Origin of the sequence: [Flexibacter] sp. ATCC 35208 (assembly GCF_001975825.1) — a bacterium.
Classification (GTDB): domain Bacteria; phylum Bacteroidota; class Bacteroidia; order Chitinophagales; family Chitinophagaceae; genus Chitinophaga.
In genome coordinates this window covers 88079-114943 of record NZ_MTKN01000005.1, presented here as the reverse complement: position 1 = coordinate 114943, position 26865 = coordinate 88079, and the positions used below count along the sequence as shown (strand labels likewise).

Sequence of the window (26865 nt, the reverse complement as noted above, 5' to 3'; positions counted from 1 at the left end):
ATATGTTGAACTCAAAAATTCCTGCCGGACCATTAGAACAAAAATGGGAAGAATATAAGGGGCATTGTAAGCTGGTAAACCCGGCTAACAAGCGCAACATGGAAGTGATCATTGTGGGTACCGGTCTCGCAGGGGCATCAGCTGCTGCGTCATTGGGCGAGTTAGGATATAAAGTAAAAGCTTTCTGTTTTCAGGATAGCGCCCGCCGTGCACATAGTATTGCTGCACAGGGTGGTATCAATGCTGCAAAAAATTACCAGAACGACGGTGACTCTGTTTACCGTTTGTTTTACGATACTGTAAAAGGTGGCGACTACCGTGCCCGCGAAGCGAATGTGCATCGTCTGGCAGAGGTGAGTGGCAATATTATAGACCAGTGCGTGGCACAGGGTGTACCCTTTGCACGTGAGTATGGTGGTATGCTGAGCAACCGTTCATTCGGTGGTACTCAGGTACAGCGTACTTTCTACGCAGCAGGTCAAACCGGCCAGCAGCTGCTGTTAGGCGCTTACTCTGCACTGCAGCGCCAGGTGGCTTTGGGTAACGTAACCATGTATACCCGTCACGAAATGCTGGAAATCGTAACGATCGATGGCAAAGCACGTGGTATCATTGCCCGTGACCTCGTAAGCGGTAAGCTGGAGCGTCACTTCGGTCATGCGGTATTACTGTGTACCGGTGGTTATGGCAACGTGTTCTACCTGTCTACCAACGCAATGGGTTCTAACGTAACCGCTGCATGGAAGGCAACTAAGAAAGGTGCTTACTTCGGTAACCCTTGTTACACACAGATCCACCCGACCTGTATCCCTGTTTCCGGTGATCATCAGTCCAAACTGACACTGATGTCTGAATCACTGCGTAACGATGGTCGTATCTGGGTGCCTAAAAAACAAAACGACAACCGTAAGCCAGGTGATATCCCTGAAGATGAAAGGGATTATTACCTGGAAAGAAGATATCCTGCATTTGGTAACCTAGTGCCTCGTGACGTGGCTAGCCGCGCTGCCAAAGAAAGATGTGACGCCGGTTATGGTGTAGGTAGCTCCAAACAAGCTGTATATCTCGATTACGCTTCTGCAATCGAGCGTTATGGTAAGATTGAAGCAAACAAAAGACAGATGCACGATGCAGCTCCTGCCCTGATCACCAAACTGGGTAAAGAAGTTGTGCAGGAGAAATATGGTAACCTGTTCGATATGTACGCTAAGATCACCGGTGAGAACCCTTACGAGGTGCCAATGCGTATCTACCCTGCAGTACACTATACCATGGGTGGTCTGTGGGTTGACTACGAACTGATGACTTCTGTAACAGGTTTGTATGCACTGGGTGAAGCTAACTTCTCCGATCACGGTGCAAACCGTCTGGGTGCTTCTGCACTGATGCAGGGCCTGGCTGATGGTTACTTCGTAATACCTTATACACTGGGTAACTACCTGGCAGACGATATCAGAACCAAAGCGATCCCTACTACGCATCCTGCTTTTGACGAAGCTGAGAAGCATGTACAGGATACCCTCAATCAACTGATGGGTATCAAGGGTACCAAATCCGTAGACTACTTCCACAAGAAACTGGGTAAGATCATGTGGGAAAAATGCGGTATGGCGCGTAACGAAAAGGGCCTGACAGAAGCTATCGAAGAGATCATCGCGCTGCAGAAAGAATTCTGGAGTGACGTTCGTATCCCTGGTGAGCAAAATGAGTTCAACCCTGAACTGGAAAAAGCTGGCCGTGTGGCTGACTTCCTGGAACTGGGTGAACTGATGTGCCGCGATGCGCTGAATCGTAGAGAATCCTGTGGTGGTCACTTCCGTGAAGAATCTCAGGAAGATGGTGGTGAAGCAAAACGTGACGACGAAAACTTCTCCTACGTTTCTGCATGGGAATACAAAGGTCCTAACCAATACGAACTCCATAAAGAGGAGCTGGTATTTGAGGTTTGTAAACCTACTCAGCGTAACTATAAATAAGGTCTTGTCTGGCTACGGCCAGATTATTTACAACAATAATAGTCCAACCAGATATGGAACATTATAACATGAATCTCACACTTAAAGTGTGGAGACAGAAAAATTCAGAGGCGAAGGGTAATTTCGAAAATTATCAGGTAAGTGAGATTTCTTCTGAAATGTCATTCCTTGAAATGTTTGATGTGCTGAATGAGCGTCTCATTAACGAAGGAAAAGACCCGGTAGCTTTCGACCACGATTGTCGTGAAGGTATCTGTGGTATGTGTTCCATGCATATCAATGGCCGTGCACATGGTCCATGGCAGGGTACTACCACATGTCAGCTGCACATGCGCGCTTTCAAGGATGGTGATACCATCACTGTAGAGCCATGGAGAGCTGGTGCTTTCCCTGTAGTAAAAGATCTGACTGTACACCGTGCTGCGTTTGACCGTATCATTGAAGCAGGTGGTTTCGTATCTGTAAATACAGGTAATGCACAGGATGCGAATAACATTCCGGTACCTAAGGATGATGCAGATGCTGCATTTGCTGCTGCTGCATGTATTGGTTGTGGTGCTTGTGTAGCTGCTTGTAAAAACTCTTCTGCTATGCTGTTCGTATCTGCTAAGGTGTCTCAGCTGGCATTACTGCCACAGGGTCAACCTGAGAAGAAGAGCCGTGTCCTGAACATGCTTGCACAGATGGATAAAGAAGGTTTCGGTAGCTGTACAAATACAGGTGCATGTGAAGCTGAATGTCCGAAAGAGATCTCACTGACTAACATCGCCCGTCTGAACAGGGAGTTTATCGGTGCTGGTTTTACTTACGAAAAGTAATATTGGCGTAATTGAATATCGTCGATAATTGAATATTGTAGTAATTGAATATCGTCGTAATTGAAATTTGAAAGGATGTACCAATTCGGTACATCCTTTTTTTAGATATTACAGGTTATGTAGCAATTTGAGTTTTTAGTTATTCCGGTTTTTTGTTGCTGCGATAGCAGCAACAAAAAACTGCTTTCGGGGTTGCACTTTTGCCTTCGCCAAAAGTGCAACCCCGATTTTCTTTTATTTATTGCAGTCATAATTCGTAATTTCCTGTAGTTCCCAAAAAAATTCCGTTATGACTCATCAATCCCGAAGAACATTCCTGCGCAATCTTGGTGGCACCACTGCCCTCCTAAGCGTACGCCCTCTTTCCTCCTTAGCCAACATCTCCCCTAACGATAAGATACGGATAGGCTGTGTCGGTATGGGGATCATGGGTTTTGCTGATGTGCGGGACTCACTTACGCTCCCCGGCATAGAGCTGGCTGGCGTAGCCGACCTCTATACCGGCCATCTCACAAAAGTAAAAGAGCTATATGGTAAAGATATCTTTACCACCCGTGATTACAGAGAACTGCTGGAAAGAAAAGACATCGATGCGATCATTGTTGCGACCCCTGACTTCTGGCATGACACCATCTCTATTGCTGCTATGGAAAAAGGTAAGGCGGTGTATTGCGAAAAGCCCATGGTACAGCAGATCTCCGAAGGACATGCCGTTATTGCCACACAGGCAAAAACAAAAGCCATCTTCCAGGTGGGGAGTCAGCGTGTAAGTAGCATAGGCCTTGCAGAAGCAAGAAACCGCTACCTGGCAGGCGATATCGGCGAACTGGTGATGGTCGAGGCACATATGGATCGTCATGATGCGCTGGGTGCCTGGCAGTATTCAATTCCACCCGATGCTTCGCCCGCTACAGTAGATTTTGATACCTGGCTGAAAGACACTGCCAGAATTCCTTTCGATCCTGTTCGCTTTTTCCGCTGGCGCAATTACAAAGCTTATGGCACAGGTATTCCCGGAGACCTGTTTGTACACCTTATTTCAGGGTTACATTTCATGACAGGGGTAGCAGGTCCTCATCGGGTATATGCCACTGGCAACCTGAAACAATGGAATGATGGCCGCGATGTACCTGATGTGGTGATGGCCCTTTTTGATTACCCAGGTTTCCAGGTGAACCTCAGGGTGAACTTTGCCGATGGTGGGGGAGGTGGTGAAGCCACAAAACTAATAGGCACTGAAGGTGTACTGGAACTGGGCTGGGATAGCTTTAAGATCAAAAAACATAAACTGGCGGCAGCACCAGGGTATGGTGGCTGGGATACATATAATACATGGCCCAAAGCCACACAGGAGGCTTATGTCAAAGAATACAATGAAAAATATACCCCTGCACAAAGGCAGCAACCTGTACAGGAAGGAGAAAGTGTTTTTAATGCACCTCCCGGTTATGATTCCCACATTGATCACCTGGCTAATTTTTATGAATCTGTTCGTACTGGCAAAAAAGTAGTAGAAGATGCTACCTTTGGATTAAGGGCTGCAGGGCCTGCGTTGCTGACAAATGAAAGTTATTTTCAGCAACGACCTATAAAGTGGGACCCCGTGAAGATGGTGGAGGTGGGTTAATTTTGTACTTTAGTAGTCTCAATTATTACCACCTATGAGGATAGCCGCTGCTTATTACGTGATCTTAGCTATGGCCCTGTTTGCCTGTAAGGAAAAAAAGAAAGTTATGTCAGCAGAATCAACGACAACGATAGCCGCTCCGGTAGCGGAAAAGAAAGATACAGCGCTTACTATAAACGGTGATACCCGTATAGATAGCTATTACTGGATGAATGATCGTAATGATCCTAAAGTCCTCGCTTATCTGAATGCAGAGAATACTTACCTGGATACCATGATGGCTTTTGCAACACAGCTGCGTAAGAAGCTGTACGAAGAAATGCGTGGCAGGATCATGGAAACGGATGCCAGTGTGCCTTATCTGAAAGAAGGGTATTACTATTACACCCGTTATGTAGAAGGAAAAGAATACCCTATCTACTGCCGTAAAAAAGGTAGCCTGGAAGCCAAGGAAGAAATCACCCTCAATGTCAATGAAATGGCAGCAGGGCATGATTATTACCAGGTAGGTGGTATGGCGGTAAGTCCTGACGGGCAATGGTTAGCTTTTGGTGTAGATACCGTGAGCCGCCGTCAGTATACCATTCGTATCAAAAACCTGCAAACAGGTGAAATACTTCCTGATGCTATTCTGAATACCACCGGCGGTGCTGCGTGGGCCAGCGATAACAAGACCTTTTTCTATACAGGAAAAGACCCTGTTACTTTGCGGGCAGACAGGATCGGCAGACATGTGGTAGGTACTGAAGCTGCAAAGGATAAAGAGGTGTTCCATGAGAAAGATGAGACCTTTAATACCATTGCTTACAGAAGTAAATCAGGACAGTACATCTTCATCGCAAGTGAAAGTACATTGTCTTCTGAATACCGGATACTGGATGCATCCAAACCAATGGGCGATGCGAAAGTATTTTATCCACGTCAGCATGATCTGCTGTATGATGTAGACCATCAGGATCAGCATTTTTATATCAGAACAAACTACCAGGCGAAGAATTTCAGACTGATGGAATGCCCGCTGGACAAGACGGGTATCAGGGATTGGAAAGAGGTGATTCCACATCGTACAGATGTTTTGCTGGAAGGTCAGGAGTTGTTCAAAGAGCATATGGTACTGAGTGAGCGTAAGAATGGTCTCACACAACTGCGTGTGATCAATACACATACACATCAGGAACATTACCTGCACTTTGATGAACCTGCTTATGTAGCGAGTGTGTCTATCAATCCTGAGTTTGATACGAAGACATTGCGCTATGTATATACTTCAATGACGACGCCTTCTTCCACCTATGATTATGACATGGATGCGAAGACAAATGAGCTGAAGAAAAGACAGGAAGTATTGGGTGGTTATGACCCGAAAAATTATGTGACCGAGCGTGTGTATGCAACAGCGAGAGATGGTGTGAAAGTGCCGATCTCTATCGTGTATAAAAAGGGATTTGAAAAGGATGGCAAGCGACCTTTGTTACTGTATGGATATGGTTCTTATGGTCATAGCATTGATCCGGGTTTTAGTTCAAACAGGCTGAGTTTATTAGATAGAGGATTTGCATATGCAATAGCGCATATTCGTGGAGGAGAAGAGATGGGCAGACAGTGGTATGAAGATGGAAAGTTGTTTAAGAAGAAGAATACGTTTTATGACTTTATTGATTGTGCAGAATTCTTAGTGGCACAAAAGTATACGGATAGTACGCATTTGTATGCGATGGGTGGTAGTGCTGGTGGTTTGCTGATGGGTGCTGTTGTGAATATGCGGCCTAAGTTATGGAATGGTGTGATAGCGGCGGTGCCATTTGTAGATGTGGTTACGACTATGCTGGATGAGAGTATTCCATTGACCACGGGAGAGTTTGATGAGTGGGGCAATCCAAAGAATAAGGAGTACTATGATTATATGAAATCTTATTCTCCTTATGATAATGTGGTAGCGCAGGATTATCCAAATATGCTGGTGTTGACAGGGCTGCATGATTCACAGGTGCAGTATTGGGAGCCGGCTAAGTGGGTGGCGAAGTTGAGAGCGTTGAAAACGGATAAGCATTTATTGTTGTTCAAGACAGATATGGAAGCGGGGCATGGCGGGGCTTCAGGAAGGTTTAAGCCTTTGGAAGATGTGGCATTGCAGTATTCGTTTCTGTTAGGATTAGAAGGGAAATAATTTTAAACTATTTTAAATTCCTACCAATAAAAAAGAGGGTGTAATTTCAGATACACCCTCTTTTAATTCGGATACCTGATGGAGCCAGATTCCATTGTATGCGTTTCTCAGGAGTTTCAATTATTAATGATACACCTTCTTTTTTATTGGAATCGCGCAATGGCCTGCGGCCGGCTTAATTCATTTTATTTCTTGTGTTCTAAGAATTCAGTCTTAACTGTCTCTCCAAAGAAGATGTTTGTCAGCTTTTCAAAAATAACCGGATCATCTGTTGTAAAGAATCTCCTGCTACCATTCTTACTCAATCTCGTTTCCATTTCAGGATGTCTTACCAGATAATCTTTCAGGCTATGGGCTACAATCTTTCCCTGTGATAAAAGCGTAATCCCCGCGGGCAAAAACTGCCTTATCTTCCTGGTCAAAATCGGATAATGAGTACACGCCAACACCAGCGTATCAATATCCGGTGCATCCGTCAATATCTGATCCAGGTATTTCTTCACAAAATAATCAGCCCCTTCGCTATCTGCCTCCCCATTTTCAATCAAAGGCACCCACATCGGACAAGCCAACTGATGTACTTTCACGTGTGGAAAGAACTTTTTGATTTCAATAGGATACGATTCCGAGCTCACCGTACCTTTTGTCGCCAATATTCCTACTTCGCCGGTCTGGGTGAGTGTGCCTACCATTTCGGTAGTCGGCCTGATCACCCCTAAGACCCTGCGATCCGGTGCTATGTTCGGCAGGTCTTTTTGCTGAATGGTGCGGAGTGCCTTGGCAGAGGCCGTATTACAGGCCAGCACTACCAAAGGACAGCCCATGTCAAAAAGGTGCTGTACACATTCCAGTGTGTAGGTATGAATGGTTTCAAATCCTCTGTTGCCATAGGGGGCACGGGCGTTGTCGCCCAGGTAGATATAATCGTATTGTGGCAGGGAGGTGATGATCTCTTTGAGCACCGTGAGTCCTCCATAGCCGGAGTCGAATACGCCAATTGGCCCAGTTGTCATTTCTTTATTTTTTCATCAATCCTGTACCAGTCAGGTCATAGATTTCCTGAATTTCGTGGAGGACTTTTTCGAAATCAATTTTCAGATCTATCAGTTGTCCGTTTTTCAGGTCATACACCCAGCCGTGTACGGTAGGGAACTTGTTCAGAAGGTAGGATTGCTGTACGGCGGCGGTTTTGATAACATTCACACATTGCTCCTGTACATTCAGTTCTACCAGGCGATTGTAACGTGCATGCTCGTCTTCAATGTTGTTCAGCTCCTCTTTGTGCAGGCGGTATACGTCGCGGATATTGCGGAGCCATGGATTGAGCAGACCGAGGTCGGCTGATTGCATGGCTGCTTTTACACCTCCGCAGTTGTAGTGGCCACATACGATGATGTGTTTTACCTGCAGGTGGCGAACGGCGTAGTTGATGACTGACATTACGTTCAGGTCAACATTATTGACCAGGTTGGCTACGTTTCTGTGAACGAAGACTTCACCGGCATCCAACCCCATGATCTCATTGGTGGGTACCCTGCTATCGCTACAGCCTATGTAGAGGTATTCTGGCTTCTGCTCGTTGGCCATTTTTTCAAAAAATTCCTTGTCGGTAGCAGTTTTGGAGGCTATCCAACGTCTGTTGTTCTCGAAGATCTCGTCGTATTTAGTCATGGCGAAAGTGAATTAGGTGGATCAATGCAGGGTTTAAAATTAAGGTATTAGCATGAGAAGAAAAATTACCTGGGTAAAGGGGGGGAGCGCTTGTCAAAAGCCCTTTGTTTTGGGGTGTTGACCTGCTGCGGGCTTAAATTTTGATTAATGCGATAAAATATTGAAACCGTATATTTTTTCGTAACTTTGCGCCTTAAATTTCTTTAGCCAGCATGATCAGTGTTAAAAACGTATCGCTTTCTTTTGGAAAAAGAGTGTTGTTTGATGAAGTTAACCTCAACTTTACCAAAGGCAACTGTTATGGTGTAATCGGTGCAAATGGCGCCGGTAAGTCTACTTTCCTGAAAATACTTTCAGGCGAGATCGATCCCACCAAAGGAACTGTGGAAATCACCCCTGGTGAACGCATGTCCGTATTGAAACAGAACCACTTTGAGTTTGACGAGGTGACTGTGTTGAATACCGTCTTAATGGGTAACAAGAAACTTTGGGAGATCGCTCATGAGAGAGATACGATCTATGCCAAGGAAGACTTTACCGAAGAGGATGGTATGCGTGCAGGTGAGCTGGAAGCGGAATACGGTGAAATGGGCGGTTATACTGCCGAGAGTGATGCAGGTACCCTGCTGGGCGATCTGGGTGTAAACGCAGATGTGCATTCGGTACTATTGAAAGACCTGAGTGGTAGCTTAAAAGTTCGTGTACTGCTGGCACAGGCACTGTTTGGTAATCCTGACATCCTGCTGCTGGATGAGCCTACCAACCACCTTGATGTGGAAACCATCGGTTGGTTGGAAAACTTCCTGGCTGATTATGAAAACATCGTGATCGTGGTATCCCATGACCGTCACTTCCTGGATGCGGTATGTACCCACGTGGCGGACGTAGACCGTGCCAAGATTCAGATCTTCTCCGGTAACTATACTTTCTGGTACGAGTCTTCCCAGTTGATGGCCCGCCAGATTGCCGATAAGAACAAGAAAATGGAAGATAAGCGTAAAGACCTGATGGACTTCATTGCCCGATTCAGTGCCAACGCTTCCAAGAGTAAACAGGCGACCTCCCGTAAGAAAGCCCTGGAAAAACTTGTTATCGAAGACATTCAGCCTTCTAACCGTAAGTACCCAGGTATCATCTTCAAGCAACAGCGTGAGGTAGGTAACCAGATCCTGAATGTAGAGAAACTGGAAAAATCTATAGAAGGCAACAAACTGTTCGGCGATGTTACCTTTACAGTGAACAAGGGCGATAAGATCGCTTTCCTGTCTAAGGATCACGTAGCGCTGAGTACATTCTTCGAAATCATCAATGGTGAGGATAAGGCTGATAGTGGTAAATTTGAGTGGGGTACAACTGTAACCACTGCTTACCTGCCAAATGACAATGCCCAGTTCTTTACAGATAACAATATCAACCTGATGGACTGGCTGCGTCAGTTCGTGCCATCGCATGTAACAGATGTAGATGAGCCGTTCCTGCGTGGTTTCCTGGGTAAGATGCTGTTCAGTGGTGATGAGATCATGAAGAAGACCAGTGTACTGAGTGGTGGTGAAAAAGTACGTTGTATGACCAGCCGCATGATGCTGCAGGATCCAAACGTAGTCGTACTGGATGAGCCTACCAACCACCTTGACCTGGAAAGTATCCAGTCATTCAACGAAAGCATGATCAACTTTAAAGGTATCGTGTTGTTCACAACCCATGACCATACGTTCATGCAGTCTGTAGCGAACCGTATCATCGAAATTACGCCGAAGGGTGTGATTGACAGGTTGATGAGCTTTGATGAATACCTGGCTGACGAGAGAGTGAAAGCGATGAGAGAAGAGATGTATGGTGGTAAGGTACAATTAGCTTAATCACAACAGATTATAAAGAGAAACGCCGGCAGAACGCCGGCGTTTTTTTATTGTATTGTCCATTCCATAATCTGATTCAGGTCCTCAGGCAAGTACATCGGTGATCACTTTCATCTTCATGGGGTCTAAGGGCTTGGTTATGTAGGCCATTAGTTCCGGTGTGCGTTGTACTTTCTGCATATCCCGCATGTCCATAGATGAAGAGCACATGATGATGGGAATATGTTGATTGAGGGTTGGTTTAATCGTTTTATAGGCTTCGATGAAGTCCCATCCATTCATACGTTGCATGTTCATGTCCAGGATGATTAAGGAGGGCAGCATGTACTGCGGCTGGTCTTGTAACTGAGCCAGCGCATCTTCTGCGCAGAGGAAGCTGGTGATTTCCAGATTGTCGGCTTGTTGTTCCAACATCTTTTTCAGGATGAAATGAAAGATCTCATCATCGTCTACGACGTACACCTGCTTCGTGTTTTCCTGCATAATCGGTTCCTGTATTTTAACACTGTTTGTTGAACTCAATCCCAATAACATACAATATAAGATAGGGGGGGACACATGGTGATGCAAGGTTATGCATTCCCCGGTTTTCACATGAAATTGCAACCTTTTGGGCATGGGTTTCCATCTATACCATAAAAGATTAGTGCAAAGATGGGGGAATTAATTAGAATTTTATATATGTCTTTTTCCAAATAACTAATCATTAACAAATGACTGTTGTGTTAACTTTTGAAAGGAGTGCTATCTTTTTCTTAAATAAAAAGTCCCGGCATCATAAGACACCGGGACCCATTTAATAATATATAGAAGAAAACTACTAGAACAATCCGCCTTTCTTCAGTGTTACTTTACCCTGACCGATTTTGAAACCATCATGGTAGATTTCAACACTGTAATCACCAGGTTTGAAATCGGAGTTTTGTTTCCAGTCCATTACCACGGTCTGTTTCTGACCTAAGGTATAGGCTACAGTTTTCTTTGCAGTATACAGTTTTTCTGTACCATCGTCCAGTGTGAATCTGCCTGAACCAAGGGCTTCAACAGCCAGTGGTGTACCATCAGGAGCGGAGATAGCAACATACAGTTCTTTGTTACCGGTTGGAGCAATTCTGTTCTCATCCAGGTCAAAGGTCACACGCATCATATCAGCGCGTTTTGCCTTGCTTGTTTCTACTTCTTTACCATTCTTTTTCAGCATAATCGGCTGTAAATGAATGTTGGAAGCGTGTAATACGGAACCAAGATTTACTTTCTTGTTCAGGCTATCTTTGATAGAACCTACTGAGTCTCTTTCCTTACGTGCAGTATTACGTTCGTCGGTGAGTACCAGTTTTTCGCCTTCCAGTTTTTCGATCGTTTCCTGATATGAACTGATGTTGCCTTTCAGTTTTCGATCAGACGACGAGCTTCAGCCAGCTGAGACTGGGTAGCATTTTTGTTGGTCAAAATGCTATTGATTCTGGATTTCATGTCTGCAATTTCCTTATCTTTTGTTTTCACCAGACTATCCATGCGGGTGTTCTGGGAGATCAGGTCATCGAGACGTGCGTTGGCTGCATTATATTCCTGCTGGAGTGCGTCCCGTGAAGAAGAAATGGAATCAATCTGCGCAGTTTGTTGCGTTTGAATTTCGCTGGATTTATTTTTGTCATACAGCATGTAGATCCAGGTACCGGCCAGTGCTGCAATTAAAATACCATATATCAGTCCATTACGGCTTCTTGGTTTTTCAGATCCGGGAGAGCCCGAAGCAGGTTTGTTAAATGTGTTCTCAGTCATAGTCGTTATTATTTATTTAATTTTAATTGTTATATGGTTAAAACTGATTATACAAATGTAAGTGTTAAAAATACTTTAATTATAAAAATTTATAAACTGTTTTTCAACTGTGTTACCGAATATCGCATTAGATCAATTACTGCTGCTTGACATAGAGACAACACCTGCTGTTAAGGCTTTTGATTGTCTTCCGGAAAACATGCAAATGCTTTGGCTTGACAAAATCGCAAAAACTGCGCCAGATTCAGCCGAAGGGGAAGACCTATACGCTGACCGGGCGGGGATCTATGCCGAATTTGGAAAAATCGTTTGTATTTCCGTTGGATTTTTTACCGTAGAAAATGGTCGTTATCAATTGCGTATCAAATCAATTTATCATGACGATGAAAAGGTTTTATTAAGCAGTTTTTTAGAATTGGTAAATAAGTTCTATATAAAAAATCCCAAAATCCAGTTTGCAGGTCACAACATCAAAGAATTTGATATTCCTTTTATTTGCAGGCGGTCTGTGATCCATCAGCTATCTTTGCCACCTGCTTTACAACTGCATAACCTAAAACCCTGGGAAGTACCTATGTTGGATACGATGCAGTTATGGCGGTTTGGCGACTTTAAAAACTATACTTCCCTGAAGTTATTAACAGCGATACTTGGTATACCGACGCCCAAAGATGATATCGATGGAAGTATGGTGGCAAAAGTATATTATGAAGAAGCCAATGGACTGGAAAGGATTGTTACCTATTGTCAGAAAGACGTGGTAGCAGTAGGCCAGCTCCTGATGCGGTTCAAGGGAGTGCCCCTGATGGAAGATGGGGATGTCGTATATATTAAATAATTTAGGGAATGGATTATCAGGATATAATAAAAGACTGGAAACAAAAGAAGTTCAAGTCGTTATACTGGCTGGAAGGAGATGAAGACTTCTTTATCGATCAGGTGACCAACTATGCGGAGCATCACCTGCTGGATGAATCAGAGAAGGGATTCAACCTTACTATATTATATGGTAAGGAGACCTCCTGGAGTGCGGTGGTTAATGCCTGTAGACGATACCCTATGTTTGCCGAAAGGCAGGTAGTGGTGTTGAAAGAGGCCCAGGCTATGAAGGATATTCTGAAACTGGAGACGTATATCGATAAACCACTGGATTCCACCATTTTTGTGGTGGCACATAAACAGGGTAAGATCGATGGGCGCAGTAAGATAGCAAAACTGATAAAAGACAGAGGGGTACTACTCAGTACCAAGAAGATGTATGATAATCAGTTGCCGGCCTGGGTAGATGCATATGTGAATGGATTGGGCAGGGCCATCTCTCAGAAAGCAGGTATTTTGCTGGTTGATCATATCGGCAATGACCTGTCCCGTATGGCGAATGAGATTGAAAAACTGCTGGTGAACCTGGCGCCTGAAAAGAAGATTGATGAGAATGATATTGAGAAGTATGTAGGGATCAGTAAGGAATACAATGTATTTGAATTACAGAATGCTATTGGCCAGAAGGATATGGGTAAGGTGATACGTATTATCCAATATTTTGCCGCTAATCCGAAGGCAGGGCCTATACAAATGGTATTGCCGGCATTGTATAATTTCTTTAGTAAGATGAGTCAGCTCTTTGGTGTGAAAGGAGGGGAGAAGGAGATTGCAGCGGCGTTGGGGGTGCATCCGTTTTTTGTAAAGGATTATATGGCGGCGGCAAGGCAATATGGGGTAGAGGGAACGGAGAAGGCGATATTGCTTTTACATCATTATAATTTAAGGAGCATCGGTATCAACGACAGTGGGGTAGAGGATGGAGAATTAATGAAAGAACTGGCGTATAAAATAATGAACTAAGACGCATTTATGCATTAAGCCAGCCGCAGGCCCGGCCCAAAATCAAAAAGCCTTTACCGAAGGTAAAAGCTTTTTGATTTTGTAATTTTTATCCTAACAAGGTTTTCGCCTCTGTACTATCTTTATCCATCTGCGCTATCAGCGCGTCCACATTGTCAAACTTCTGATTCGCCCTGATATAGCTCACCATCTCCACCTTAATCACCTGCTCATATAAATCCCCTTTAAAATCAAATATATGTGCCTCCAGGCGCAAATCATTTCCATTAAAAGTAGGCCTTGTTCCAATACTCATCACCCCATTCAATGGTTGCTCCTGCTCCTTCACATGTACCCGGATCGCATAAATCCCCTGTGCAGGTATCAATTTCCGCTGATCTGGCAATTGAATATTTGCCGTCGGATATCCTAATTTTCTCCCCATCTTATCTCCATGCACCACCGTTCCTTCCAGAAAATACTGATAACCAAGCAATTCATTTGCCAGATGCACATTCCCTTCCTGCAAACTCTTCCTGATTTTGGTAGAACTTACTGTCAGATCATGCACAATCTGCTGCGGAATCTCGATCAAACTAAATCCATACTGCGTCTGCTCCGCTTCCAGCAATTCCAGTCCACCTTCGCGGTTATGCCCGAATCGGTGGTCGTAACCAATGATAATCGTATGAGGTTTGAATCTTTCTATCAGAAAATCCTCCAGGTAAGCCTGGGCCGAGAGCTCAGAAAACTCGCGTGTAAAAGGAACAATCACCAGGTGATCAATTCCCTGTGCCGACAGTAAAGCAATCTTTTCATCTAAAGTGGTCAGGAGTCGGACAAGATTACTCCCCGGTTGCAGTACTTCCCTTGGGTGAGGATCGAAGGTGACGATCACTGTCTCACCATCGCAGGCAGTGGCAGCCTGTTGTAATTGTCGGATGATGTGGCGGTGTCCGGTATGAACGCCGTCAAATGTTCCGATGGTAATAACTGCCCGCTTAAAAGCTGGCAATTGGGTAAGGTCCCTGTGTATGAGCATAATACGCCTTCGATATAAATATCTATGCAAATTACAACATTTCGATATAAATGATTGAAAGGGGACGGTGCATTTTGATTATTCCTCTCGTCTGTTTTGATTATTCCTCCTGCTCCTGCGGCCTATTTGAAAGTGAAGGGTTTGCGCGGGAAGGGGGAATCCGTTACTTTTGCACTTTGATTAATCACATTAAAATTAACTGGTGGATCAGAATATCTACGCCCAGCGCGGTGTTTCAGCTGGAAAAGAAGACGTGCACAATGCGATAAAGAACATTGACAAGGGCCTGTTTCCAAAAGCGTTCTGCAAAATTGTACCCGATATTCTCGGTGGACAGGCAGATTACTGCAATATCATGCATGCCGATGGTGCTGGTACCAAATCTTCTCTGGCTTATACTTACTGGAAAGAAACTGGTGATCTTTCTGTATGGAGAGGTATTGCACAGGATGCTATCATCATGAATATTGATGACCTGCTGTGCGTAGGTGCAACTGAAAACATCCTCCTGTCTTCTACCATTGGACGTAATAAAGGACTGATACCTGGTGAGGTGATTGCTGCCATTATCAATGGTACGGAAGAGATCCTGGAAGAACTGAGAGGGTATGGTATCTCCATTTTCTCTACGGGTGGTGAAACTGCGGATGTAGGAGATCTGGTACGTACTATCATCGTGGATTCTACCGTGACCTGCAGAATGAAGAGAGCAGACGTGATTTCCAATCATACCATTCAGGCGGGTGATGTGATTGTGGGACTGGCTTCTTATGGTCAGGCTTCTTACGAAACAGCTTACAATGGCGGTATGGGCAGCAATGGTCTGACTTCTGCCCGTCATGATGTATTTAATAAAACGATAGCGGAGAAATATCCGGAGAGCTATGATCCGGGTATTCCTTATGACCTGATCTTCAGTGGTAAAAAAGCATTGACAGATAAGGTAGAGGTACCGGGTTTTGGTAGTATTGATGCGGGTAAACTGGTATTGTCTCCAACCCGTACATATGCTCCGGTGATTAAGAAAGTGCTGGAAGGATATCGTGCACAGATTCATGGTTTGGTACATTGTAGTGGTGGTGCGCAAACAAAGGTGTTGCACTTTGTTGACAACGTGCATGTGATTAAGGATAACCTGTTCCCGATTCCACCGTTATTTAGTCTGATACAGGAGCAATCCGGTACAGGATGGAAGGAGATGTATCAGGTGTTTAATATGGGTCATAGAATGGAATTGTATGTACCTGAGGCGATAGCAGCGGATATTATTAAAATTAGTGAGGGCTTTAATATAGAAGCGAAGATAGTAGGAAGGGTAGAGGCGGCAGAGAAGAAACAGGTGACGGTGAGGAGTGAAAAGGGTGAGTTTATTTATCACTAAAATGAAAGAGATTTTTCCTTTTAAATAAAAACCTTCATGAAAGAGGGAATTCACCAACAGGGAATGAAAACTATTTTCAGAAAAATAGGCTGATCACTGATCAGCCTATTTCTATTTAAAACATCGGGTATACTTTCTTCTTCTTCTTAGAGTAGTATTCCTTCAGGCTGAATTCAATTGGAATATTACATTGCGCCGGAACACCTTTCCCATTTTCCATCGCAGGTTTCCACTTAGGCATAGACCTGACCAGCCTGATAGCCTCCATTTCCAAATGTCCACCCAGCTTAGGACTTATCGTACTTACATTTTCAATCCCTCCTTCGCCATTGATAGTAAATAGAACTGTGACAGTGCCTTCTATACCAGATTCCAGTGCTTCCTGTGGGTATTGGAAGTTCTTTTTCAGGTACTTCACTAACCCATTATCGCCACCTGGAAATTCAGGTTTATTAGCCGGGTTAGTATAATAGATCTTATTGAGTGCAGAATCTTTTGGCGTTACTGTTTTAGGAACAACAGGCCCAAGATAAGAAAAGTTGGAATAGGATCCTGATCCTTCCAGGCGGTATCTGATAGGAAGATTGAACTGTACAGCTACCTGTTTACCATCTACCAGACCCGGTTTCCATTGGGGCATGATACTGACTACTCTTAAGCTTTCTCTCTGTAATGAGGTATCCGTATTCGGACTTTTACTGATTGGATGGATGATGTTACCATTTTCATCTACAACAAATTGGATAAATACCGTACCCTGTACATTGTTTTTCTGTGCAGAGCGGGGGTAATGAATATTATGGGTTAAGAAATCGGCCAATGCCGTTTCGCCACCTGGAAATTCCGGTGGGACGTCTGTTTTGTAATAGATCGTTCCGGTCGGATCTGTGACGGGGGATTGTGCAAAGGTGTTGAGAGAAATTGTGCTCAGGTACAGAAATAATACAGGTATGATGTGTCGCATAGTGGCGGCAAACTAAAGAAAATATTTATTTTTTACGCTTAGGAAGTACGAATCATATTTCTACTTCATACCTGATCGGCAAATTAAACATCACACTCACCTTCTTCCCCTCCTGTGACCCCGGTTCCCACTTCGGCATCGCCTTCACCACCCTGATACTTTCCTCCTCCAACCCATACCCATGCTGTTTACCCACCGTCTTTACATCATGTATCACCCCATCCGCTCCCACTACAAACTGCACAAACACCGTTCCCTTCACACCTGCTTTCTGCGCCTCCTTCGGATAATGAATATGCTGCGACAGGTACTTCACCAGCTCCTCCTCACCACCCATATACGCCGGCGGATGCTCTACAAAAGTAAACACCTCATCCATGGCAGCAGGGCTGGTTACTGCCATGGTGGGTCGCTGACTACCCATAATCAGCAATAAAACAATAGCTATAGGGATAATAAAAGTCTTCTTTATAAATATGTAATTCGTCTTATCTGCAAGCAACATCGTGATCCTTCTCTTCACCGGCGATTGTCCAAATGTACTCACCCCTGCGAGGGAAGATGTGTGCAAGGCTGTTTGCAACAGCAGCTTTGCATAGTCGGCCTGCATATCCGAAGCAGCTGCCTTATCTGCTATGAACTCATGGACCATCGCAAGCTCTCTCTTCATTAAATAAAAGAAAGGATTGCACCAGCACACTGCACAAACCACCTCCATCCACAATTTATCTATGGTATGATATCCCTGCACATGCGCCAGTTCGTGTCGCAATACAGGTTCCTCCAAACGATCATTCAAAAAGATCTGGTTAAAGAAAGAAAAGGGTGACTCCACAGCAGCATGCCGGATAATCCTGTACCCCGAATCCTCTTTTACTTCTCCCTGCAAAGCCAGTTGCCGTAGTTTCCTCCAGTTCAGCACTATACGGCCCCCCAAAAAAATGCCTACCAGTATATATAAGGTATATAATAAGGTCTCTACATTAAAAGAATCGCCTGATGCTGAAACAGGGCCGGAAGCATACGCCCTCACCGCCAGCATCTTCATCATCATCCCCTGCTGCACAAAAGGAAACTGTATCAGTGGCAGCACTAATGCAATTACCGGCGCCACCAGCAAAAAGACTCTATTCCATGTATGCAGGGTACTATTCTTCAATGCTATTGCATAATAACAGTACAACACCCCTGAGCAGATCAATACCTTAATGATATACGGAAGCATCATTTCTTTTCAGCTTTTTTGATTTGTTCCAGCAGAGATTCTAATTCTAAGATGCTGAGATCGTTTTTTTTCACAAAAAAAGACACCATATTTTTAAAAGAACCTGCAAAGTACCCCTTTGCCATCTGCTGCAGCGTATTCTGACTATACGCTTCTTTGGTAATCAATGGAAAATACTGATGTGACTTCCCATACGCCTTAAAATCCACAAATCCTTTATCAATCAGGATCTTCACCAGCGTACTGATCGTATTATAATGCGGTTTTGGCTCAGGAAGGGTTTCAATAATGTCTTTTACAAAGGCAGGTCCTATCTGCCACAAGGCCTGCATAATCTGTTCTTCTGCTTTGGTCAATGTTTTTATCCCCGACATGTCGCTTAATTTATAATGTAAACTAATAAATTAGTTCTAACAATCTAGCATGGATTTAGCTATTTTTGTTATACTAAACCCATTTTCAAAAGTACATGAGCGCAGAACAACCGATTATACAGTTATCAAACGTCAATATATATCAGGGTAGTTCCCTGATCTTGTCAGATGTAAATATTACGGTGAACAAGGGTGAATTTGTATACCTGATAGGAAAGACGGGAACAGGCAAGTCCAGTCTGCTGAAAACCCTGTACGGCGACCTGGCCCTGAAAGAGGGTTCCGGTCAGGTAGTAGGATTTGACCTGAAAAAGATGGACTGGAAAAAGGTACCTTACCTGCGCCGTAACCTGGGAGTGGTATTCCAGGACTTCCAGCTGCTGACGGACAGAAATGTGCATGACAACCTGAAATTTGTGCTGCGTGCCATTGGCTGGGAAGACAAAAAGAGGATGGAAGAAAAGATTGACGACGTGCTGGAAAAGGTGGGTCTGACCACCAAAGGCTTCAAAATGCCCTACGAACTGAGTGGGGGAGAGCAGCAGCGTGTGGATATAGCCCGTGCTATGCTGAACTCGCCTAAGCTGATCCTGGCAGATGAGCCTACGGGCAATCTGGATCCAGAAACTTCCGACGGTATTATGCAGTTATTATTCCGTATCAGCCGGGAAGAGGGGGCAGCAGTGGTGATGGCTACGCATGACTATATATTATTACAGAAATTTCCGTCAAGAGTGCTGAGAACGGAGAACGGACGTGTGTCTGACCATGCCACCGTCAACTTTGTATAAAAGAAACAGCTTATAATCCGGGTGTAAAATTCCTAGCCGGGGGGCGACAGCCTCTACTCCGGAGGGAATATTTTTACTTATGATGGTTAATTAATAATTTTATTCTACCTTTGCCCCGGAAAAATAGCGACTAATAACCTTTATCATTTTATTATTTATTACAAGATGTCTTACTTAACTGTTGAAAAGAAAGCCAATATTTTTAAAGAATTTGGTGGAAGCGAGAAAAATACAGGCTCCGTAGAAGCACAAGTTGCACTGCTGACGGAGCGTATCAACAGCATTTCCAGTCACCTGAAAGAAAACAAAAAGGACTTTTCTACACACCGCGGTTTAATGAAAATGGTAGGTCAGAGAAAGCGTTTGCTCTCTTACCTGTCTAAAACAAACCTCACAGGGTACCGCGCACTGATTGAGAAGTTAGGTCTCAGAAAATAAAACTGAAACTTTTTTATAACGCTATTCCCAACTTATAAGGTTGGGAATAGCTTTTTTTTAGGTATACCATTTTAATCTTCACTTTATTATGAATCTGACACCTAAATCAGTTAATTTCGATATAGGAGATGGCCGCATAGTCACTCTTGAGACTGGTAAGTTAGCCCGCCAGGCTGATGGTGCTGTTACGGTTCGTCTGGGAAATTGTATCCTCTTAGCTACTGTTGTAGCCAACAAAACACCCAAAGCCGGACAGTCATTCTTTCCCCTAACAGTTGATTATCAGGAAAAATTTGCTTCTGCTGGTCGTATCCCAGGTTCTTTCTTCAAGAGAGAAGGGAAATTATCTGACTACGAAGTTTTAATATCACGTTTGATCGACCGCGCACTGCGCCCTTTGTTCCCGGATAATTATTTTTGCGATGTACAGGTATTGGTTACCCTGGTATCTTCCGATACTGAGGTAGTTCCTGATGCGCTGGCATGTCTGGCTGCATCTGCTGCACTCGCAGTATCTGATGTACCTGTACAGGAAATCATTTCTGAAGTAAGAGTTGCCCGCATTGAAGGGCAATTAGTTATAAATCCAAACCGTTCCCAGCTGGAAAAAGCTGACATGGACTTTATCATCGGTGCTACTGAAAAGAACATCATGATGGTGGAAGGTGAGAGCAAGGAATGTAGTGAGGAAGATATTATTAAAGCAATTGAATTCGCTCATGACGCGATCCGTGTTCAGGTGAAAGCGCAGGAACAACTGCGTGACCTGGCTGGCGTAACTGCTAAACGTGATTACGTACTGCCTTATGAAAATGAGGAACTGAAAGCGAAGATCATTGCATTTGCTAAAGACCCTATCCTGGCAGTAGCTAAGTCCGGTTCTGGCAAACATGAGCGTGGTGATGCTTTTGAGAAGATCAGTGAAGAACTGAAAGAATCTCTCGGCGAACTGCCTGATGAAGATGCAGCACTGGTAGGCAGATATTTCCATGACCTCGAAAAAGAGGTAATCCGTAACATGATCCTGGACGAAAGCGTTCGTCTCGATGGCCGTAGCCTCGATCAGGTTCGTCCGCTGAACATGGAAGTTGATATTCTGCCTTCTCCTCACGGTTCTGCCCTGTTTACACGTGGTGAAACACAGTCTCTGACTACTGTTACCCTCGGTACTCCGGATGATGAGCTGCTGATCGAAAGCGCTGCCACTTCCAAGTATTCTAAATTTATCCTCCATTATAACTTCCCTCCGTTCTCTACAGGTGAAGTAAAGCCAATGCGTGGTCCTGGCCGTCGTGAAGTAGGTCATGGTAACCTGGCTATGCGTTCCCTGAGGCAGATGATGCCAGGTAGTGAGTATGCTTACACAGTACGTGTAGTATCCGATATCCTGGAATCAAACGGTTCTTCTTCAATGGCGACTGTTTGTGCTGGTTCCCTGGCGCTGATGGATGCGGGTGTACCTTTGCCTAAACACGTATCTGGTGTGGCAATGGGTCTGATCTCCCGTGCTTCTGATGGCAAATGGGCTGTACTGACAGACATCCTCGGAGATGAAGATCACCTGGGTGATATGGACTTTAAAGTAACTGGTACCCGCGACGGTATCTGTGGTATCCAGATGGATATCAAGGTAGACGGTCTGAGCATGGACGTAATGCGTAAAGCATTGGAACAGGCTCGTAAAGGTCGTCTGCACATCATCGATGCAATGTACGGTTGCCTCGAAGGTGCCCGTCCTGAACCAAAACCACACGCTCCTCGTATGGAGAAACTGATCATCGACCGCGAATTCATTGGTGCTGTGATAGGACCAGGTGGTAAGGTGATTCAGGAGATCCAGCGTGAAACCGGTACCACCATCAACATCGAAGAAGTTGGTGAAACCGGCGAAGTGAGCATCTTCTCTGCACAGAAAGAAGGCCTGGAAAAAGCACTCACATGGATTAAAGGTATCGTTGCGGTGCCAGAGATCGGTGAAGTGTATGAGTCTACTGTAAAATCAGTAATGCCTTACGGTGCTTTCGTTGAATTCCTGCCTGGTAAACAAGGCTTGCTGCATATTTCTGAAGTTTCCTGGAAACGCCTGGAAAATATGGAAGGCGTGCTGACCGAAGGTGAGAAAGTGAAAGTGAAACTGGTAGGTACTGATCCTAAGACCGGCAAATTCAAACTGAGCCGTCGTATCCTGATGCCAAAACCAGAGGGTTATGTAGAAAGACCTGAAGGTGACCGTCCGGAGCGTGGTGATAGAGGTGACCGTGGCGATCGTCGTGATGGCGGTGATCGTGGTGGCAGAGGTGGCGACCGTGGTGGTTTCCGCAATGATCGTGGTGGTGACCGCGGTGGAAGCAGAGGCGGCGACCGTGGTGGTTTCCGTGGTGACCGCGATGGCGGTGATCGTGGTCAGCGTCCACAACAGGACCCTCCAATCTCTTCCCAGGCCGATGAGCCAATGGAACCAATGTTTGACGAATAGTTTAGTCTATATTTTTCAAATAAATCAACAGGTGTATCAGGAAACTGGTACACCTGTTTTTTTGCTTATCCCTCCCCATTGACCGCTCCTAACATTTATATCCCATTATCAGATATTCTATTATAATTTCATAACAGATTGAATTTTATTATGAAGATTCCACAAGCATTGAGAAACACCCGCTATTTCTTAAACGGAAACAATTTTAATGTGCTTTGCCTGTTCTTTTTTCTCCTGCCCTGGATGACACAGGCACATCCTGTACCACCAAAAAAGGAATTTTATAGTTTGCTGGTATATCATCTGAAAGATAAAGGGCAGGAGGCCAGACTGGACACCTATTGCCAACAGGCACTGATCCCATTTTTACATAAACAGGGATTTGGTAAGATAGGGGTATTTAAGCCTGTAACGAACGATACTACTCTTTATATACTCATACCTTCAACAAATCTGGAAAAGCTGCTGAAATGGCCTGAAAATGCCTTGAAAGATGCTGCATACCTGCAAAACGGAAAGGACTATGTAGAAACGGCCTGGGATCAGCCTGTTTATAGCAGAATGGAAACGATCGTGTTAGAGGCTTTCCCGGAAATGCCTCAGCTATCTGCTCCTGAATTGAAGGGACCTGACACTGCCAGGATCTATGAATTACGCAGTTATGAGGGGTCTACAGAGCGCTTATACCAGAACAAGGTAGAGATGTTCAATAAAGGGAACGAAGTGGGCATATTTAAGCGCTTAGGCTTTAATGCAGTGTTTTATGCCAGTGTACTGAGTGGTAGCAAAATGCCGAACCTGATGTATATGACGAGTTTTGAAAGCAGGGCAGAAAGAGAGGCGCATTGGAAAGCATTTGGTGCCGATGCAGAATGGAAGAAGTTAATAGGGGATACTTATTATGCCCATAATGTATCTCACCAGGATATTATTTTGTGTCATGCCACTCCTTATTCAGAATACTAAAAATGGCACCCGGTAAGGCGCCATTTTACAATAAGCATGAAATATTTATCAGATACGGATTAGTTAGCTTTTTGACAGCTGCTCCAGGTAGAAATTACTTTCCCTGAAGATGATCTTGCCATTCGGTAATTTATAGATCTTGTACTCTCCTCCACCAATATATTCGTAGAAAATCGAGTACTGAGGTACACGTACTTTCGTAGCATTCTCCACTACAGCCAGACGGCCATCCACGAGCAACTGCGACATCATATCTTCGATATATGGTAACAGAATGCCTTCGCCCTGTGTCCAGAACAATGTGAATTTATCAGTATTAAAATTGTACTCAGTATGGGTGGAATCGTCCAGCCATGCCTTGGCTGCTTTGAAATGGTTTTCTACATCAAGGTTGGTCAGGTGCGCGAACTGGATGTTACGGAAACTCTTCGGATCGTAACAGTTGTTGAACAGCATGGTGTCCAGTGTCTTAAAATAGTTCACCAGGTCCACTTTGTTGATCACAATTGTGGTGGTTTTGTTTGTATAAGTAATTGAATCCACCATGGTATCATCATGGAACAACTTCACAACGTCTTGTGCCTGGGTCATGAGGGAAAGAAAGAGGGCAGCGATAGCAAGTAAACAGGTCTTCATAGGATGCAAATTTTATATTAACTATAATGCAAATATAAAATTAACATATTATGTGTTATATAGCTGTAAACAGGGATATTTTACCATTAACATTACAATAACATGAAAATGAGGCTTTAAGGTGTTACCATCATATACAGGATTTGCTGATTTTAATATATTTGCTACATGACACATACAGCTATTACCATTACCTGTACCAATGAAATAAAAGATATTCTTATAGCTGAGTTATCTGAAAAAGGGTTCGACGGGTTTGAAGAACAAGGTGCTACACTGGTAGCATATATACCAGAAAACAATTTTGATGAAGGAGCAGTAAAAGCTCTCACGACGACGTACGGCGTAACGTATACGAGCGAAAGGGTAGGACAGGAAAACTGGAACGCCGTATGGGAAAGTAATTTCCAACCTGTACAGGTTGACAGTTTCTGTGGTATCCGGGCATCTTTCCACGAGCCATTTGATCCTGCTCCGCTGCACGAAATCGTTATCACCCCCAAGATGTCTTTTGGCACAGGTCACCATGCAACCACAGCTTCTATGATAAAGTTGATGCAGGGCATTGACTTCCGTGGCAAAAAGGTATTTGACTTTGGTACCGGTACCGGTATTCTTGCTATCCTTGCTGCCAAAATGGGCGCTGCCGTAATTGATGCGATCGATATCGATACATGGTCCGTAGAAAACACGAAAGAGAACATTGATAACAACAATGCGCTCGCAGTCAAGGTATGGCAATCAGATACCCTGAAGAATATCAGGAATACTTATCATATAGTGTTGGCGAACATCAACCGCAATATTTTACTGGAATTTATGGCCGATATGCGCTCTTTACTGGAAAGAAACGGTATTTTATTGCTGAGTGGTATTCTGAAAGAGGATGAAACGGCCATTTTAGAAGCCGCCAGGAAAAATGGTTTAGTCCTGGAAACTGTACTAGATAAGGATAATTGGCTGGCAATGAAATTATTAGCCAGGAAATAAGTTATATGTTATAACATGGTTATATAATAAGCGCTGATAATCCAATGTTCGTGTTAATGTAAATTTTAATATTTTCTTAACTTTAACAGACTTTAACAGCGAAAAATACTATCTTAGCAAAACCTAACTTATTGTATGACAGAATTATTGTTGCTTTTTTGTGCTTATCTGATCGGGTCCATACCTACCGCAGTATGGGTGAGTAAAGGCGTATTTGGTATGGACATCCGGGAATATGGTAGCGGCAATGCCGGTGCTACAAATACCTTCCGTGTCCTGGGTCCAAAAGCCGGTTCATTTGTGATGCTCGTGGATATGGTAAAAGGAGTATTGGCAGTACGTCTGGCATTATTAGTAGGTTACTATCAGAATCCTGAGCACCTGACTCAGTTGGTCAACTTACAGATAGGTCTGGGGCTGGCAGCTGTAGTAGGACATATCTTCCCTATCTGGGCAAGTTTCCGTGGGGGTAAAGGTATTGCTACCCTGTTTGGATTAGTACTGGCCATTCAGCCACTGGTAGCTATCTGCTGCGTAGCGGTATTCCTGCTGATCCTGTTCCTGACAAGATATGTATCCCTTAGCTCAATCATCGCAAGTATTGCATTCCCGATACTCATACTTTTCATCTTTAATGAGCCTGAGACATTCTATCGCATATTTGCAATTGCTGTCGCACTGATGGTGGTGCTCACCCATCAGAAGAACATCTTCCGCTTACTGAATGGTAACGAAAGCAAAGTGCCTTTGTTCAGGCACAGAGACAGGAAATAATCCTGTTCATTCTGGCATATCTCTTGCACACTTTCACAAATTATTATAATCTTTGATCATGGTTATTACGACCTTCGTAATAGTCATGATCAAATTCTGTTTTTATACTGTAGCATTCGAGGGACGCCCCCTTTAAAATTCAAATTTGTATCAGATGCAAAAAAAATTCCTGTTTATTGGAGTAAGTGTAGCAATGATGATGAGCTGTGCGAAAGTGCCTATCACTGGTCGCAAGCAATTGAACCTCATTCCTGAAAGCACCATGCAGTCCATGGCGCTGACAGAGTATCAGACATTTCTGACAGAAAACAAAACTGTCACCACTGCCGGCAACAAAGATGCTGACATGGTTAAACGGGTAGGTGCACGTATCAGTGCAGCTGTAACCCAGTACATGACCCAGAATAATATGGGGAATGAAGTAGCTGGTTATAAATGGGAATTCAACCTGGTGGATAATAAAGAGGTGAATGCATGGTGTATGCCAGGTGGAAAGGTAGTGGTGTATACTGGCCTGCTGCCGGTTACACAGAACGAAACTTCACTGGCGTGTGTAATGGGCCACGAAATTGCGCATGCGATTGCAAGGCATGGTAATGAGCGTATGAGCCAGCAATTAGTTTCTCAGGGTATTGAGATCGCAGGTTCTGTGGCTTTGAATAAGAATCCACAGGCACAGAATATCTTCTTACAGTCTTTTGGTGTAGGTGGTAATTTAGGGTTGCTGGCGTTTTCAAGACAGAATGAGCTGGAAGCAGATCATTTAGGGGTGATATTTATGGCCATGGCGGGGTATAATCCGCAGGAGGCGATTCCTTTTTGGCAGCGGATGGCGAGTGCTAGTGCGAGTGGTAGCAAGCCAATGGAGTTGATGAGTACACACCCGAGTGATGAGCGAAGGATTGCACAGTTGCAAAGTCTGATGCCAGAGGCGATGAAGTACTACAAACCAGTTAAGTAATTAAATAAGATAAGCCCAAACGCTTTTGCCGGAGGCAAAAGCGTTTGGGCTGGACCCAAAAAATGAGGCTGACCAAAAAGCAAAATGAAGGTCCTGACAATTGCTTAAACGATGACAGGGCTCCAT

Annotated in this window: 25 protein-coding genes; 15 read left to right on the top strand and 10 right to left on the bottom strand. The window is 44.2% G+C overall.

Features of this window, described 5'->3' with window-relative positions:
* The first annotated feature begins 2 nt into the window (after positions 1–2).
* The 4 genes from BW716_RS05475 to BW716_RS05460 all read left to right on the top strand — a co-directional run bounded on the left by BW716_RS05475 (position 3) and on the right by BW716_RS05460 (position 6588).
* Positions 3–1976 carry a fumarate reductase/succinate dehydrogenase flavoprotein subunit gene (locus tag BW716_RS05475; protein WP_083721520.1) on the top strand — a complete coding sequence of 658 codons (1974 nt, stop codon included), beginning with the start codon at positions 3–5 and terminating at the stop codon, positions 1974–1976.
* 68 nt (positions 1977–2044) lie between these two features.
* The gene (locus BW716_RS05470; RefSeq protein ID WP_235643492.1) at positions 2045–2794 is read left to right on the top strand and encodes a succinate dehydrogenase/fumarate reductase iron-sulfur subunit; all 750 of its coding nucleotides are present in this window, start codon (positions 2045–2047) and stop codon (positions 2792–2794) included.
* 289 nt (positions 2795–3083) lie between these two features.
* The gene (locus BW716_RS05465) at positions 3084–4421 is read left to right on the top strand and encodes a Gfo/Idh/MocA family protein (protein WP_083721518.1); all 1338 of its coding nucleotides are present in this window, start codon (positions 3084–3086) and stop codon (positions 4419–4421) included.
* Between the two features lie 106 nt (positions 4422–4527).
* Complete coding sequence (locus tag BW716_RS05460) at positions 4528–6588, top strand: S9 family peptidase (protein ID WP_235643489.1); 2061 nt, start codon at positions 4528–4530, stop codon at positions 6586–6588.
* Between the two features lie 185 nt (positions 6589–6773).
* Here the strand turns inward: BW716_RS05460 and murI are convergent, their stop codons facing one another.
* Entirely contained in the window at positions 6774–7601 is an 828-nt protein-coding gene (gene murI / locus BW716_RS05455; protein WP_083721516.1) for a glutamate racemase, read from the bottom strand.
* A gap of 4 nt (positions 7602–7605) precedes the next feature.
* On the bottom strand, positions 7606–8259 hold the full coding sequence (locus tag BW716_RS05450) for a carbonic anhydrase (RefSeq protein WP_083721515.1): 654 nt from the start codon (positions 8257–8259) through the stop codon (positions 7606–7608).
* A gap of 212 nt (positions 8260–8471) precedes the next feature.
* Between BW716_RS05450 and BW716_RS05445 the strand changes: the two genes are divergently transcribed.
* Positions 8472–10118, top strand: coding sequence for an ABC-F family ATP-binding cassette domain-containing protein (locus BW716_RS05445; RefSeq protein WP_083721514.1), 1647 nt, complete (start codon positions 8472–8474; stop codon positions 10116–10118).
* Positions 10119–10202: 84 nt separating this feature from the next.
* Here the strand turns inward: BW716_RS05445 and BW716_RS05440 are convergent, their stop codons facing one another.
* The 3 genes from BW716_RS05440 to BW716_RS05430 form a co-directional block, all read right to left on the bottom strand.
* Positions 10203–10601, bottom strand: a complete 399-nt coding sequence (locus BW716_RS05440; protein WP_179091002.1) for a response regulator — start codon at positions 10599–10601, stop codon at positions 10203–10205.
* Positions 10602–10938: 337 nt separating this feature from the next.
* Entirely contained in the window at positions 10939–11319 is a 381-nt protein-coding gene (locus tag BW716_RS05435) for a hypothetical protein (protein ID WP_083721512.1), read from the bottom strand.
* 185 nt (positions 11320–11504) lie between these two features.
* A complete protein-coding gene (locus BW716_RS05430; RefSeq protein ID WP_083721511.1) occupies positions 11505–11900 on the bottom strand; it encodes a hypothetical protein in 396 nt (131 codons plus the stop codon).
* A 109-nt stretch (positions 11901–12009) separates the two neighbouring features.
* Between BW716_RS05430 and BW716_RS05425 the strand changes: the two genes are divergently transcribed.
* Both BW716_RS05425 and holA read left to right on the top strand, forming a co-directional pair.
* Entirely contained in the window at positions 12010–12738 is a 729-nt protein-coding gene (locus tag BW716_RS05425) for a ribonuclease H-like domain-containing protein (protein WP_083721510.1), read from the top strand.
* Positions 12739–12746: 8 nt separating this feature from the next.
* Positions 12747–13742 carry a DNA polymerase III subunit delta gene (holA, locus tag BW716_RS05420; protein WP_083721509.1) on the top strand — a complete coding sequence of 332 codons (996 nt, stop codon included), beginning with the start codon at positions 12747–12749 and terminating at the stop codon, positions 13740–13742.
* Positions 13743–13830: 88 nt separating this feature from the next.
* Here the strand turns inward: holA and BW716_RS05415 are convergent, their stop codons facing one another.
* Positions 13831–14763, bottom strand: coding sequence for a bifunctional riboflavin kinase/FAD synthetase (locus BW716_RS05415; protein ID WP_083721508.1), 933 nt, complete (start codon positions 14761–14763; stop codon positions 13831–13833).
* A gap of 202 nt (positions 14764–14965) precedes the next feature.
* Here BW716_RS05415 and BW716_RS05410 point away from each other — a divergent pair, with 202 nt between their 5' ends.
* Entirely contained in the window at positions 14966–16144 is a 1179-nt protein-coding gene (locus tag BW716_RS05410) for an AIR synthase related protein (protein WP_083721507.1), read from the top strand.
* 115 nt (positions 16145–16259) lie between these two features.
* Here BW716_RS05410 and BW716_RS05405 read toward each other — a convergent pair whose 3' ends face one another.
* Genes BW716_RS05405 through BW716_RS05395 form a run of 3 tightly spaced genes read right to left on the bottom strand, consistent with a single transcriptional unit; the run spans position 16260 to position 18707 of the window.
* Complete coding sequence (locus BW716_RS05405; protein WP_083721506.1) at positions 16260–17108, bottom strand: energy transducer TonB; 849 nt, start codon at positions 17106–17108, stop codon at positions 16260–16262.
* 52 nt (positions 17109–17160) lie between these two features.
* Positions 17161–18336: a M56 family metallopeptidase gene (locus tag BW716_RS05400; protein WP_083721505.1), complete on the bottom strand. Its 1176-nt coding sequence runs from the start codon at positions 18334–18336 to the stop codon at positions 17161–17163.
* Complete coding sequence (locus tag BW716_RS05395) at positions 18333–18707, bottom strand: BlaI/MecI/CopY family transcriptional regulator (protein ID WP_083721504.1); 375 nt, start codon at positions 18705–18707, stop codon at positions 18333–18335. Before BW716_RS05395 ends, BW716_RS05400 begins: the two co-directional genes overlap by 4 nt.
* A 95-nt stretch (positions 18708–18802) precedes the next feature.
* Between BW716_RS05395 and BW716_RS05390 the strand changes: the two genes are divergently transcribed.
* From BW716_RS05390 to BW716_RS05375, 4 genes are all read left to right on the top strand, one after another.
* On the top strand, positions 18803–19498 hold the full coding sequence (locus BW716_RS05390) for a cell division ATP-binding protein FtsE (RefSeq protein ID WP_083721503.1): 696 nt from the start codon (positions 18803–18805) through the stop codon (positions 19496–19498).
* A gap of 165 nt (positions 19499–19663) precedes the next feature.
* Positions 19664–19936, top strand: a complete 273-nt coding sequence (rpsO, locus tag BW716_RS05385; RefSeq protein ID WP_072361215.1) for a 30S ribosomal protein S15 — start codon at positions 19664–19666, stop codon at positions 19934–19936.
* An 88-nt stretch (positions 19937–20024) separates the two neighbouring features.
* The gene (locus BW716_RS05380; protein WP_083721502.1) at positions 20025–22412 is read left to right on the top strand and encodes a polyribonucleotide nucleotidyltransferase; all 2388 of its coding nucleotides are present in this window, start codon (positions 20025–20027) and stop codon (positions 22410–22412) included.
* Between the two features lie 150 nt (positions 22413–22562).
* Entirely contained in the window at positions 22563–23378 is an 816-nt protein-coding gene (locus BW716_RS05375; protein ID WP_083721501.1) for an NIPSNAP family protein, read from the top strand.
* 63 nt (positions 23379–23441) lie between these two features.
* On the opposite strand, the gene BW716_RS05370 is transcribed toward BW716_RS05375, so the two are convergent.
* The gene (locus BW716_RS05370; protein ID WP_083721500.1) at positions 23442–24014 is read right to left on the bottom strand and encodes a hypothetical protein; all 573 of its coding nucleotides are present in this window, start codon (positions 24012–24014) and stop codon (positions 23442–23444) included.
* Between the two features lie 168 nt (positions 24015–24182).
* On the opposite strand from BW716_RS05370, the gene prmA reads away from it, so the two are divergent.
* From prmA to BW716_RS05355, 3 genes are all read left to right on the top strand, one after another.
* A complete protein-coding gene (gene prmA / locus BW716_RS05365) occupies positions 24183–25004 on the top strand; it encodes a 50S ribosomal protein L11 methyltransferase (RefSeq protein ID WP_083721499.1) in 822 nt (273 codons plus the stop codon).
* Positions 25005–25139: 135 nt separating this feature from the next.
* The gene (gene plsY, locus BW716_RS05360; protein ID WP_083721498.1) at positions 25140–25778 is read left to right on the top strand and encodes a glycerol-3-phosphate 1-O-acyltransferase PlsY; all 639 of its coding nucleotides are present in this window, start codon (positions 25140–25142) and stop codon (positions 25776–25778) included.
* A gap of 154 nt (positions 25779–25932) precedes the next feature.
* Positions 25933–26739, top strand: coding sequence for a M48 family metallopeptidase (locus tag BW716_RS05355; protein WP_083721497.1), 807 nt, complete (start codon positions 25933–25935; stop codon positions 26737–26739).
* Positions 26740–26865 lie beyond the last annotated feature (126 nt).